This window comes from Acinetobacter sp. ANC 4862, from assembly GCF_004336635.1.
Classification (GTDB): Bacteria; Pseudomonadota; Gammaproteobacteria; order Pseudomonadales; family Moraxellaceae; genus Acinetobacter.
The window spans coordinates 19822-33039 of the sequence record NZ_SJXH01000024.1 but is presented as its reverse complement, the minus strand read 5'-3'; the positions used below and the strand labels follow the sequence as shown (position 1 = coordinate 33039).

Sequence of the window (13218 nt, the reverse complement as noted above, 5' to 3'; positions counted from 1 at the left end):
ATCTACTATTAAGTTTATAAATGATATGGCGTATAGAAATGACTTTAGAAAAGGCGACTTTGCCTGTTCCACAATTTGATCAAATTCAACTTGCAGATTTAAAACAACAGATTGAACAAGCCATTCAACAAGGACAAAACTTTTTAAATCATTTAACTGAAGTCCCTGACAATATTAAGGCACAACAGGCCGTATTAGACCAAGTCGATACCCTTGAAAATAATATGAGTGAATCCTGGGGGGTACTGTCACATCTCAATGCAGTGATGAACAATGCAGAAACCCGCGAGCTGTATCAATCCCTGCTTCCTGCTTTAAGCGAATACTATACCCAACTGGGTCAACACACGGTGTTGTATCAAACCTATCAACATGTACATGATGCGCCCCAGTTTAATACCTTGCCTGCAGCACACCAAAGTGCGATCAAACTGGCACTACGTGACTTTAAACTTTCAGGTGTGGCTTTAGAAGGCGAAGCCAAAACACGTTATGCGGAAATTTCTGCACGTTTATCTCAGCTTTCATCCGACTTCTCCAATCATGTGCTTGATGCAACCCAAGCCTACTTCAAACCACTGACTGAAGAGCAACTCAAAGGCTTGCCGCAAAGCAGCATCGATCTACTCAAACAATATGGTCAGCAACGTGAACTTGAACAGCCAGTTGCCACTTTAGATATTCCCTCTTATCTTGCAATCATGACCTATGCAGATGATCGTGCCTTACGTGAGGAGCTATATAAAGCCTATACCACACGTGCCTCAGATCAGTCTGAACATACAGAATTTGATAACACCAAAATCATCGAAGAAATTTTAAGCTTGCGTCATGAAATGGCACAGCTGTTAGGCTTTAAGAACTATGCCGAGCTTTCACTGGCCAGCAAAATGGCGCCTGATGTCGAAACTGTCGATAAATTTCTGGTCGACTTGGCCGAACATGCCCGTGCGCCTGCAACTCAAGAAATTGCCGAACTCAAAGCCATCGCATCTCAAGACGGTATTCAGGATTTACAGCCTTGGGATACCGGCTACTATTCTGAAAAGCTTAAAGTCCAGCAATTCAATTTATCTCAAGAATCATTAAAACCCTACTTCCCTGCACCGAAAATTTTGCAAGGCTTGTTCAGTATTGTGAACCGTCTTTACGGCATCAACATTGTGGAACGGGAAGCTCCGGTTTGGCATCCCGATGCACGATATTTTGAACTGGAAGATCAAGGCACGGTGGTTGGCGGTTTTTACTTTGATCTGTACGCACGCAGTGGCAAACGTGGTGGCGCATGGATGAGCGGCTTCCGTTCCCGCATGCAAACTAAAAATGGCTTACAAAAACCGATTTGCTACATGGTATGTAACTTCACTCCTGCGGTCGGTGATCAACCGGCACTGCTCACCCATGATGAAGTGAATACCTTATTCCATGAATTTGGTCATGGCTTGCATCATATGTTGACCGAAGTTGACCATATTGCGGTAGCAGGAACACACGGCGTCGATTGGGATGCTGTCGAACTGCCAAGTCAATTTATGGAATTCTGGACTTGGGATCATGAAAGCCTGGACCTGCTCAGTGAACACATCGAAACCAAACAGCATCTTCCGCAAGATTTACTTAAATCTTTACTCGATGCACGTTTCTTCCAGTCCGGTATGCAAACTTTACGTCAGATCGAATTTGCCTTGTTTGACTTGTCGATCCACAAGCACAGTTCCGCTTTAAATGCAGAACAGGTCCAAGCCACCTTGGATGATATTCGTCAAAAATATGCAGTAGCACCAACGGTAAGTTATAACCGTTTCCAGCATAGTTTTAGCCATATTTTTGCTGGAGGCTATGCCGCAGGTTATTACTCTTACAAATGGGCAGAAGTTTTGGCCAGTGATGCCTTTGATCGTTTCGAACAGGAAGGCATTTTTAATGTTCAGACCGGAAAAGAATTTCGTCAATTTATTCTAGCAGTTGGCGGAAAAGATACAGCACTTGATGCGTTTATCAATTTCCGCGGACGCGAGCCAAAAATAGATGCGTTATTACGTCATCAAGGTTGGACGAACCCCGGTAAAAACGCTTAAACTAGGCGTCTTAGATTGATCAGAAGGTAAGTAAGATGGCTATTAAACGTCGTTTCATTGCAGGTGCAAAATGTCCTAAATGTGAAGCGCTAGATAGAGTGGTCATGCTTACCTCTGGCGACGATGAATGGATTGAATGTGTCGAATGCGATTATACGGAAAACCGCCCGACGCATATTGATGAACCACAAATACCGGAAGTACCGGATGAAATTGGCGTCATTCAATTCAAGCCTCGTCAGCCAAAATAAAAACAGGTTCAATACATGACGTTAGATCAAAGAAATAGCCCAAAACTTTTATTGGGCATTACTGGGGGCTTGGTTGCAATCATTGTGCTTTTTTTGGCCTATCAATGGTTTCTTGCAACATCAAACGAAGTACTTCCTGAACATGAAGGAAGCAGCTTAAATACACCGGCAAAGCCTACGGCTTCTGCTGAAGCTAAACCGACTGAACCCGAAGTTGCGACAGATGAAAAAACCATTCAATTGGTCGATGAAAAAATTCTGAAAGCAGCTGTTCCAGAGAATGAATCATTAGCCAAAGAAGAAGTCGCTAAACTTGAAGATATTCAGGCCCAATTGAAGGATCAGGAAGCCATGTTGAAAGCACAACATGCAGATGCCGACGACTTAGTTGCACTAAAAGAAGAGCAAATTAAATTACTTGAAGCTCAACTGGCTCAAAAACAATAATTTTATAATTGTCGATTCAGCTAAAATATCAGCAAATGTTCTAGCTGATTCTTTTCATGCCTATAGCTACAAGCAATCACAATTTATTTAAAGCACTTGCTTTACTCACCGGCTCTGCTTTTCTCTTTTCCCTGATGGGTGTCTGTATTCGTTATGCATCGCATACGGTCGATAATCCCACTATTGTCTTTTTCCGAAATTTTGTCGGCTTACTCATTTTCCTTCCACTCATTTTTAAGCAAGGGACGGAATTTTTTAAGACTGAAAAAATCTGGATGCATAGCTGGCGTGCAGTCATTGGGCTGATTGCGATGTATGGCTTTTTCTATGCCATTGCACATTTAAAGCTGTCCAATGCCATGGTGTTTACCTACTCGTCCCCGATTTTTATTCCATTGATTGCCTGGCTATTCCTCAAAGAAAAAATCACTAACGCCATGTTTCTTGCTGCAGCGATTGGCTTAATCGGTGTGATCTTTGTCGCCAAACCGGATACAGGTATGTTTAATCAAATGTCGATCATTGGACTGGGCGCAAGTTTCTTGGCTGCCATGGCATTTGTCACGGTTCGAGCACTGACCAGTACCGAGTCACCTGAAAAAATCGTGTTTTATTTCTGCTTTATCGGCACACTTATTTCCATGATTCCGATGTTTTGGCTGTGGCGTCAGTATAGATGGACTGAACTCGGTTTCCTGATTTGTGCAGGTTTACTGGCGAATATCAGTCAAATTTTGATGTCAAATGCTTATAAACTTGCACCTGCAGGGCAGATTGGACCCGTGAATTATATTGCCATTATCTTTGCCGGCATCTGGGGGTTCATATTTTGGAGAGAAACACCTGATCATTACAGTTTGATTGGTTTTGCACTGATTCTTAGTGCAATTGTGCTATGTAGCCCTTTAGTACAAAAACGCTCAGTGCAATAAGCAAAAATAACCTGCCATCAAAAAAAGCACCCCAAGGTGCTTTTTTCTTATCACTTAAAACTATTGATACCAATCAAACAACCTAAAAATATACGGCGCATAGGTCACGATCAGCAATGATGGGAACAGCACCATAATTGGCAATAGCCAGCGCTCATAACGGTAATAGAACTTGTTATATTTCACTTTGGCTTCTGCATCGGCAGCCCGAACCTCATCATCTCCTACAGACATTCGCGTCAGCAAATGATTCAGGGCAACTGGCGGTGTGACATAACCCAATTCAAAGGCAACCAGTACAATCATCCAGAAATGAATTGGATGGATACCATTTTCATAGGCCACTGGCGCAATGGTTGCAGCAACCAGAATCACCGCACCAAATGGGTCTGTGGTCATACCAATAATGGCAAGTAACAAGGCGATAAATGCCAGTGAAATATAGATATTACCCAAATGCGTCGGCAATAATTCAACCACTTCACTACGTTCAATCAAGCCGCCTACACTTGCCGACAAAGCCATCAAGATAATGAGTGCACCAATATGACCAACCGTTTCTGCCGAAGCAAACCACAGTGAATGACCAAAACCTCGCGATTTCTCTCCCACATGCGGCGTATGTTCGCGCATAAAGGTCGATTGCTTTTCATGTTCCAAAGCCAAAGCAGCATGGCGATCTGGTGGAGTCGCAAAACGATCGCCCCACCATTTATCAAACATAATATAAGCAATCAAAATAATTGGCAGAATCACAGGTGCTGTGAATTCATCCATTTTGGTGTCTAGACCATATTTATATAAAGCAATCACAATAATGGTAATCACGATATAAGGAATCACCGGAACAATGGCTTTTAGCATGCCTGGAACCGCAATTTTCGGTGAATTGACACGGAAACGCGTTTCAGCCAGATATAACGATACCCCAAGGAAAATAAACGCGGTCAGCCAGAAAACATAGAGACCATGATTAAACAGTTCGTCAGAAGTCACATGACGACTATCTAGCATCGAGATCAAGATTACCAATAGACATGGACGAATCACCACACCTAGTGAGCCTGACATCGCAGATACCGCCAAGGCATATTGACGACGAGAACCCGAGTTCCACACTTCCTTATAAATAATCGCACCTGCGGCAACAACGAAAATCCCTGAAGCACCGGTATATGCAGTTGGAATCGCAGCAGCAATCAAAATTAGCCAGGTCAGCGTTTCAGGTGCAAGGTTCCAAGGACGTAAAATCCCGAGGAATAAATCCATAACACGGGTTTGGGTCAGCAACATACCTGCCCAGATAAACAGTGCGAGGTTTAAGAAGATGCCTGAGAATTCAACCAGAATTCCGAGGTAAATCCCTTGCCCCATTGGATAATCCATGACAAAGGTAAAGACAATCCCGGTCAGTAATGCCATGTAGGCATATAAAGGCACACTCAGTAAAGCTAAGCCGAAATTACCTCTGCCTTCCTGTTTAGCTGCGGGTGGCTTAATAAGCTGGAGTAAACTGATCAAGGTCAGGGTAATAAACAGGAAAATCCACAGCCAGTAAACCACCAGCGTTTCATAAGTAGAGGTCACACCTGAATTGATGATTGAATGATATTGACTGAGCACAGATGACGCCAGCAAACCATTACCGAGCATCATAAACAGTGCATAGACTCGATAATCCAGTTTGGTGGTTGGAGCACGCAAACCAATATGATGAAATTTCACTGATGCAGTAATCGCAGCAACGACAACCATCAATAATAAAATGATGACTCGATTTTCAGTCCCAAACTTAAAAACACCAAAGAACGATGTTTCAAGCGTACGATAGGCTCTGATTGTTGAATGCTCATCCATATATTGCATGGCTTTGTCATAGAACTGATACTTTTCTTCACACTGTTGTTGCCCCGCCAATACTGAAGCACGTACGTCTGCTTCCGATGTGGTACCAAAAATATCGGCAAATTCATCATTGGCATTGGATTTCATTTGCTTCTGTACTTGCGCATCTACATCTGGATGACGGTCACATGTGGGCGTTGTTGGCTCTGCACGTAAAAAGGAATATTGCATGCCAATTTCTTCATTGCCATACAAACGCTCTCCCACACGTAACAACTGACCATGAATCATCTCACCGGTACCGATGATGAGCGTTAGCAAAAGTAGTAATAGAATGACAAAAGTCGAAATCCACTCCGTCCATATATAACGTAACAGACCTAATCCTGATCTGTTATTTTCATCATTTTGCATGTGCATTCCTATTTTTTATCTTGGTCATTGCAACGGGTTCAGCAATACCAACTTTCCTTTTTTGAATAGAAAATACCCTTTCTCTATTCAATCTCTTTATTGTTATGAATAAATTTGCATCAATTATGTATGAATAAAAATGACAATATGCATTTTCTTTTATGTTTTAAATGTCAATCTCATCACTATTCAAAGAAATAATCCCATAAAATATAAAACATTGCGATAATGACTCCGCCAATTACCCCCAATAAATGTGACTCAACCAATACCGGACTGCCAATCAGTTCAGCCGTTCCTACACTGCCGATGGTATTTTCCCAAATCAATTTGGCCAGAATAAGAAACAGGACAAACGCTGCGAAATTTCGCTCTTTTTTATACAGCAAATGTACGCAGGCAACCGTGACATAAGCGCCATGCAAGACCCCAGACAACCCTGCATAGGCTTCAATATCAGGAAAGAAATAGTAGAAACACAGACTAATAAATAATGGAAGTAACAGCAGCAAAGCAACAAAATGCCAAACTTTTACCCGGGGAAAAATGAAAGGTAAACAGGCAAAAGCCAACATGTTCAGCGCATAATGGATCCATCCCACATGTACCCAATGCCCGGTCCATATCCGCCAAAATTCTTTAAAAAAGCCTGCTTGCCAATAAATAAATGAATCTGCAAAAACTTGAAGGCATGCCGAAAATGACACCACTATTGCAATAAAAACAATTTTCCGCGTGAGAAATTGGTCTTTCATTGACATGCCCTCTGTTTAAAAATGACTTATCAAAGATTAAAATCATCCATTCAGGCCAATTAAAATCCTCTTTTAACTCAACTTAGGATTGAGCGGTGACCTCTTCGCTAAATAAATCATCTAATTCTGCAGTGTTGTCTTCATCATCCCAAAAGCGCTGCATCCCCTCATCGCTGGTACGAATACCGGTATGTTCTGTCCAATAACGGTCTGAAATACTCTGTACCATATTTTTCGACATGCTATCGACCAGCTTAAACTGCGGATTCACAGGTTTTTCTTCTGTACGTGACGCGGCAAAGGTTTTGAGTGCCTCACGAATTTTGGCATCATCACCACTGGCTTGCGCAGCAACGGCATATAAGGCATGTGACAGACGCACCCCTTTTTGCTCACCCAATTGCACGGATTCTTTTAAGGTTTGATAAGGATCAGGTTTACCATCACCTGCACCCGGCAATAGTGTCCAAATCACAGCACGGGCTGCATTGGGTGCACCCCAGAATTTGGCATTGTCCAAACATGTCATGCCACGTTCGACCACTGCCGCAATATCTTTTGGCACATTGATTGCACCGCCAGAATTAATGTCATTGGTCATGGCTTGCAAACCACTAATCATCCCCATCAAATAAACGGTTTGATCCAGATCATTCTTCATTTTCGGGCAGCCTTCGCCCAGTTTCTTGTTATATTTTGCTGCCCAACGATTTTCAAGCAGCTGGTAACCTGCATATTGACGCTGTGCTGCAATCGCCGCCCAGCGTTTTTGTTCTATACGGGCATCTTGCGCTTCTGAAACTTGACCCGCTTTCGAGGCACGTAAATAACGCAATTCCGATTCAAGCGCCTGATTTTCAGCACAAATTCCAGATGAAGCATATAACAGAACAGCAATACGGGTTGGATCTGCCCCCATATCCTTGGTTGACATAATGGCTGGAGTTAACGCATTCCCCGAATTACACGCCATATCAGCATCATCCATCGCTAAAATAGGCGGTACAATGTGTTTCTCACTAAAACCCAGTGCGACATTTGCCCCTGTTTTAACCACTTGAGAACAACCTGATAATAAAGAACTTGCAATTGCAACAACTGCCATACCTTGGCATATTTTTTGGACTCTCGACATTTTCCTGTCCTCTATAATTGTGTTTATGTCCATAGCAACTAAACATATCAGATGCGAAATCTGAATAAAAGAGTATTTACTCTAATCAGATCAGCTACTTTGCCATGAAATAAAGTTTGGAAAATTGACTGGATTGAATGAAGTTATAATTTTTGGGCAAAAAAAAGTAGCATTGCGACGGTTCGGCACATGCTACTTATCAAGGGGTCGAAGCCTAAGGGCTTTCATGTTGTGCAAATCGATCCTTCAGCACAGTTCCTAGTCGTCCAATAACAATTGCCAAAACAATCGCTACCACCAGAAACATCCAAGTTGGAATCACCATCATGATATCCTCATTTGCTGTTGGTAAATTTAATGTACATTTAGCGTAAATAATTAACAGGAAAAATTGTCTGACAATTGGAATATTTCGCAACTTTATATTAAAGCTGTCTTACAAAGATGAGTTCTAAATATCTATATTATTGATTATTAAAATTTTAATAAGAAATTAAAATATACAACTGTCTAACAATTAGATCAATTTCGCCAATTTCTTCAATGCCTTCCACTGCTGTAGTGGCAGTTGATCAATCCAAATCAGTAACGGTTTTTCCTGAAAATGCTGGAAATAAACCACAATATAAAGCTGATGATCAATAATATGACTAATCGAAACGCGTTTAATCTGTTCAGATTTGACACTTGAAAGTGACCACTCTCGCGCTTCTAAATGTTCAAAGTAAATGGGTTGCGGTACTTTTAAACCATAGGCATAAGCCATCACACCCAGCAGAACACACAACAGCCATAGCCATGGCGCTAAGAGTTGCTGTAAAAGTACAATCACCAGTGTAAAAATGATCAACTGAAACACAAAGGCCAAGCGGCTGCGTTTCAGTTGAAAAGATCGATTAACCATGTACGTAGTGTTTCAGCTTAACAATCAGATCTTTCATTTCAGGACGTGGCGGTTCAGACACTTCCATAAACCAATCCAGCAAATCTGGATCTTCTTGCGCCACCAATTCCGCAAAAGTTTCTTTCTCAGCGGCATCGGCCTGTAAATAATGATTCTTTACATAGGGATCAAAGTACACATCAATTTCTTTTAAACCACGACGGGCACGGTAAATTACTTTGCGTTCTTCCAAGCTCATTTCTTCACTCATAGTCTTCCCCAATAGTGTACAAATTTTTGCTAGTTTACCCTATCAGTACTGCATGTTTCGAGCCATTTCCTGCAATTGACCAAATTCATCATTTCCTCGAAATATTTGAGCATTCAGCACATTGTCGCTTGCTGATGGATCTTTTACTTTCTATACCATAATGACTCTGAAAATGGACACAATAAAAATGCAATCAGCTGCGATCCGCCCCATAGCCAATATGTTAGCGCGCAATTTATTTACAGCAGAGCATGAAGCCTTTCGTGAAACCGTGCGCAAGTTTTATGAAAAAGAAGTGGTTCCCAATATTGAAAGATATGAACAGCAACAGCATGTCGACCGTGATTTATGGAATAAAGCCGGTGCAATGGGACTGCTCTGCGCCACCATGCCTGAACAATATGGCGGTTCAGGGGTAGATCGCCTTTACAGCATGATTCTGATTGAGGAACAGGCCTACGCCATGGATTCATCCACAGGCTTTTCTCTTCACTCGGATATTGTTGCCAACTACCTCAATAATTTCGGTAATGAAAACCAGAAATTAACATGGTTACCGAAAATGGCTACCGGGGAAGTCGTTACAGCCATTGCCATGACCGAACCTGGAACAGGATCTGACCTGCAAGCTGTACGTACCACGGCAGTTTTGGATGGTGACGATTACGTGATTAATGGTTCAAAAATCTTTATCACCAATGGCTACTTATGCGATATGGTCATTGTGGTCTGCAAAACTGGTAGTGGCGATAAAGGCTCAGCCAATTTATCCTTACTCATTGTTGAAGCAGATCGGGCAGGTTTTAGCAAAGGAAAACCTCTCAACAAGATTGGAATGAAAGGACAAGATACCTGTGAATTGTTCTTCGATAACGTGCGGGTACCTAAAGAAAATTTGCTTGGTATGCAAGGCATGGGTTTTATGATGCTGATGAAAGAGCTGGCTTGGGAACGCATGCTGGTTGCCATTATCTGCCAAGCCGGTGCAGAAGCTGCATTCGCCCATACTGTACAATATACCAAACAGCGCCAAGCCTTTGGCAAACCGATCAGCGCTTTTCAAAATACCCGTTTCAAACTGGCTGAATTGCGTACCGAAATAGATTTTTGTCGTGCTTATCTAGACCGCTGCATGCAATTACAGCTTGAAGAAAAACTTGGAATTGATGCAGCAGCTGCCGCGAAGTACAAAATTTCAGAGATGTTCTCTAAAGTGGTCGATGAATGCCTGCAACTGCATGGTGGTTATGGCTACATGATGGAATACCCAATTGCACGTGCCTATATCGATAACCGTGCCAATCGGATCTATGCAGGCACCAATGAAATTATGAAAGAGCTAATTTCACGTTCACTTTAACCCCTAATCCAAGCAATAAAAAAAGGAGTCTTAGACCACTGCTGTCCCACAATTTTTACAAGAGGAAGCTCATTTAAGCTTCCTCTTGTTTGATGGGGACTTTATCGGGTGAAAATAACGCTTTTAAGGTTTTTATTTCAAATAAATTCACTTGAATTATTCTGAGTAAGCGCTGAACTGTCCAGCCTTTTTTCCCTAAATGTTGAGCGAAACTTACCAGTAAATAGGCGATCATCGCAATCCAGATTTGCGTCTGAATGGCGTTCTTGCTTCGGCCTAAAAAGGCTTTTAATTTCAGGTTCTGTTTAATCGCTTTAAAGAACAATTCAACTTTCCAGCGGTCTTTGTAAATCGCTGCAATGGTAGAGGCAGCTAGATGAAAGTTATTGCTGAGAAAGCTAAAGTGCTTGCCACTTTGCTGATCTCTATATTCAATTCTTCTTAATACGGGGGCTTTTCTTTTTAGGGCATGTGCGCTATTTAGCTGAATGGTTTCATCTTTTAGAATGCCTTTGGATTCAAGCACGGGATGTTGCTGGATCACCTGATACACCGATTTAGGTCTAAAACGTGTCACAAAGCTAACGTTTTGAGCGCTTAGATTCGCATACCATTGATAATCGACATAGCCTTTATCAAAGACCACAATGCTGCCAGCGGGAAACTGGAATTTTCGGCCTTGTAACATGTCATTTTCTTTACCATTTTCAACTGCAATAAACTCAGGAATATCATTGCTGTGATTCAATCCTATGCTGAGTTTCATGCTGGCTTTTGAGTCGTGAACTTTGGCCCATTCACATAAGGAAAGCGACAGGTCAATATGACTGGCATCCAGGGAATATAATGGATTCTTAAAGCGAAATTTATGGGCTACTTTTGAGTGTTCATAGTATTTAAGCAACTTGTGAAAGAGCTGTTGGTACAAGGCAGCGGGCTGCTGCTCATTGATTCGTGCCAGTGTACTTCGGGGAATAGACTTTGCTCCGAAATGACTCAGTTTTTCCTGTTGGCACTCCAGATTGGATTGAATATCTCTCAGACTTTGCCTGCAGGAAAGTTGAGACATCAAGATGGCAATAAACTGATCCCATCTTGAAGCCGCTCTAAATTTCTGTCCAACATGGTGTACTTTAGCAAGTTGCTCAAAATCCTGTCGCACGACGGGTTTAATAAGCTGATGAAATACGGTATTCTGATGTGACAAAACCTGAATCCTGGTCGTTAAAGTGTTTGTTTGCACTCATATTTTAACGATTTGGACTCAGGTTTTTTATTTAAATCAAACTATGGGACAGCAGTGGACATGATGTCCTCTTTTTTATGCGCTAAAGATTATTTAGAGTCTTGATATAAACGATCACCTTCATCGAAACGTGTAGTGATTTCTTCCGTTGGTGCTTTACCCATTAAGCTGACCACAACAATCGCAATCAGTGAGCAAATAAAGCCTGGAATAATTTCATAAAGCCCGGTAGCACTGAACATGTTTTTCCAGAGAATCACCACAACCGCACCAATCAACATGCCAGCAAGTGCGCCATTTAGCGTCATACGACGCCAGAACAATGAAAGAATGATCAGTGGACCAAAAGCCGCACCGAAGCCAGCCCAAGCATACGCCACCAAGCCGAGGACTTTAGATTCAGGATTTCCAGCCATCCAGATTGCAAGCAGGGCAATCAGGAGTACCATTAAACGGCCAATCCACACCAGTTCTGTTTGCGTTGCATTTTTGCGCAAGAATGATTTGTAAAAGTCTTCGGTTAAGGTACTTGAGCAAACCAGTAACTGGCAGCTTAAGGTACTCATCACCGCGGCTAAAATGGCAGCCAACACAATCCCTGCAATCCATGGATTAAACAGAATTTTGGTCAGTTCCATAAACACGGTTTCTGGATTGGCGTTCACTGCACCAGCAAGTTCAGGGTGTTGCTGGAAGTAGGCAATACCAAAGAAACCGGCAGCAACTGCACCGCCTAAGCACAGGATCATCCAGGTCATGCCAATACGACGTGCATTGGGAATGGAGGTGACTGAATCGGCAGCCATAAAACGCACAAGAATATGCGGCTGACCAAAGTAACCCAAGCCCCAAGCCAGTAATGAAATAATCGCGACAAAGCTTAAATTGCCAATCACATCAGTTGCCTGTGGGCGAGCAGCTTCAAGCGCCAAAGTCACTTGATTCATATCGGCAAAGCTTAATATGGCAACCACAGGAGTCAGCAACAAGGCAAAAATCATCAGGCCGGCCTGAATGGTATCAGTCCAGCTGACCGCCAAGAAACCACCAATAAATACATAACTGATGGTGGCAATCGCACTGACCCAAAGCGCTGTGCTATAGGACATGTCAAACATGCTTTCAAACAGACGTGCGCCAGCCACCATGCCTGAAGCACAGTAAATAGCAAAGAAAATCAAAATGATGAAAGCAGAAGCAATACGCAGAATTTTCTTTTGATCGTTAAAACGGTTGGAGAAGTAGTCTGGCAAGGTTAGGGCATTATGTTGCACTTCGGTGTGAACACGAAGACGTCCGGCAACCAGTCGCCAGTTCAGCCATGCGCCAATAATCAGGCCAATCGCAATCCACATTTCAGACAAACCTGAAAGATAAATTGCGCCTGGAAGTCCCATCAGCAACCAACCACTCATATCTGAAGCACCCGCAGAGAGCGCCGTTACGAAACTACCTAAACGACGACCCCCCAAAATATAATCAGAGAAGTTGGCTGTCGCGCGATAAGCCATGAGGCCAATCACGATCATGGCGACAATATAAAAAAGAAAGGTAATTAAGGTCGGATTCAGGGAGCTCATACGGTATCCATTTACAAGGTG

General features: G+C 42.4%; 12 protein-coding genes. 5 read left to right on the top strand and 7 right to left on the bottom strand.

Annotated elements, in window-relative coordinates:
* The first annotated feature begins 23 nt into the window (after positions 1-23).
* From E0409_RS11035 to E0409_RS11020, 4 genes are read left to right on the top strand one after another with little or no spacing between them, the layout of a single operon-like run.
* Positions 24-2078, top strand: a complete 2055-nt coding sequence (locus E0409_RS11035) for a M3 family metallopeptidase (protein WP_171458809.1) — start codon at positions 24-26, stop codon at positions 2076-2078.
* A 41-nt stretch (positions 2079-2119) separates the two neighbouring features.
* On the top strand, positions 2120-2329 hold the full coding sequence (locus E0409_RS11030) for a YheV family putative zinc ribbon protein (protein ID WP_171458808.1): 210 nt from the start codon (positions 2120-2122) through the stop codon (positions 2327-2329).
* A gap of 15 nt (positions 2330-2344) precedes the next feature.
* A complete protein-coding gene (locus E0409_RS11025) occupies positions 2345-2776 on the top strand; it encodes a hypothetical protein (protein WP_131290854.1) in 432 nt (143 codons plus the stop codon).
* Between the two features lie 56 nt (positions 2777-2832).
* Positions 2833-3708 (top strand): DMT family transporter, encoded by an 876-nt coding sequence (locus E0409_RS11020; RefSeq protein WP_131290852.1) that lies wholly within the window; start codon positions 2833-2835, stop codon positions 3706-3708.
* A gap of 60 nt (positions 3709-3768) precedes the next feature.
* Here E0409_RS11020 and E0409_RS11015 read toward each other — a convergent pair whose 3' ends face one another.
* From E0409_RS11015 to E0409_RS10995, 5 genes are all read right to left on the bottom strand, one after another.
* On the bottom strand, positions 3769-5967 hold the full coding sequence (locus E0409_RS11015) for a TRAP transporter large permease subunit (RefSeq protein WP_131290850.1): 2199 nt from the start codon (positions 5965-5967) through the stop codon (positions 3769-3771).
* Between the two features lie 185 nt (positions 5968-6152).
* Positions 6153-6722: a rhombosortase gene (rrtA, locus tag E0409_RS11010; RefSeq protein WP_131290848.1), complete on the bottom strand. Its 570-nt coding sequence runs from the start codon at positions 6720-6722 to the stop codon at positions 6153-6155.
* Positions 6723-6804: 82 nt separating this feature from the next.
* A complete protein-coding gene (locus E0409_RS11005; protein ID WP_131290846.1) occupies positions 6805-7857 on the bottom strand; it encodes a hypothetical protein in 1053 nt (350 codons plus the stop codon).
* Between the two features lie 517 nt (positions 7858-8374).
* Positions 8375-8761 (bottom strand): hypothetical protein, encoded by a 387-nt coding sequence (locus tag E0409_RS11000; protein WP_131290844.1) that lies wholly within the window; start codon positions 8759-8761, stop codon positions 8375-8377.
* The gene (locus E0409_RS10995; protein WP_131290841.1) at positions 8754-9011 is read right to left on the bottom strand and encodes an FAD assembly factor SdhE; all 258 of its coding nucleotides are present in this window, start codon (positions 9009-9011) and stop codon (positions 8754-8756) included. Before E0409_RS10995 ends, E0409_RS11000 begins: the two co-directional genes overlap by 8 nt.
* 187 nt (positions 9012-9198) lie before the next feature.
* Between E0409_RS10995 and E0409_RS10990 the strand changes: the two genes are divergently transcribed.
* Complete coding sequence (locus E0409_RS10990) at positions 9199-10371, top strand: acyl-CoA dehydrogenase family protein (RefSeq protein WP_131290838.1); 1173 nt, start codon at positions 9199-9201, stop codon at positions 10369-10371.
* 73 nt (positions 10372-10444) lie between these two features.
* Here the strand turns inward: E0409_RS10990 and E0409_RS10985 are convergent, their stop codons facing one another.
* Positions 10445-11578, bottom strand: coding sequence for an IS4 family transposase (locus E0409_RS10985; RefSeq protein WP_131290835.1), 1134 nt, complete (start codon positions 11576-11578; stop codon positions 10445-10447).
* A gap of 128 nt (positions 11579-11706) precedes the next feature.
* The gene (gene putP / locus E0409_RS10980) at positions 11707-13197 is read right to left on the bottom strand and encodes a sodium/proline symporter PutP (RefSeq protein ID WP_131290832.1); all 1491 of its coding nucleotides are present in this window, start codon (positions 13195-13197) and stop codon (positions 11707-11709) included.
* Positions 13198-13218 lie beyond the last annotated feature (21 nt).

What these genes read in the sequence shown, in the direction of transcription:
- E0409_RS11025 (WP_131290854.1), top strand. Translation starts at nt 2,345, where the DNA reads ATGACGTTAGATCAAAGAAATAGCCCAAAACTTTTATTGGGCATTACT.
- E0409_RS11020 (WP_131290852.1), top strand. Translation starts at nt 2,833, where the DNA reads ATGCCTATAGCTACAAGCAATCACAATTTATTTAAAGCACTTGCTTTA.
- E0409_RS11015 (WP_131290850.1), bottom strand. Translation starts at nt 5,967, where the DNA reads ATGCAAAATGATGAAAATAACAGATCAGGATTAGGTCTGTTACGTTAT.
- rrtA (WP_131290848.1), bottom strand. Translation starts at nt 6,722, where the DNA reads ATGAAAGACCAATTTCTCACGCGGAAAATTGTTTTTATTGCAATAGTG.
- E0409_RS11005 (WP_131290846.1), bottom strand. Translation starts at nt 7,857, where the DNA reads ATGTCGAGAGTCCAAAAAATATGCCAAGGTATGGCAGTTGTTGCAATT.
- E0409_RS11000 (WP_131290844.1), bottom strand. Translation starts at nt 8,761, where the DNA reads ATGGTTAATCGATCTTTTCAACTGAAACGCAGCCGCTTGGCCTTTGTG.
- E0409_RS10995 (WP_131290841.1), bottom strand. Translation starts at nt 9,011, where the DNA reads ATGAGTGAAGAAATGAGCTTGGAAGAACGCAAAGTAATTTACCGTGCC.
- E0409_RS10990 (WP_131290838.1), top strand. Translation starts at nt 9,199, where the DNA reads ATGCAATCAGCTGCGATCCGCCCCATAGCCAATATGTTAGCGCGCAAT.
- putP (WP_131290832.1), bottom strand. Translation starts at nt 13,197, where the DNA reads ATGAGCTCCCTGAATCCGACCTTAATTACCTTTCTTTTTTATATTGTC.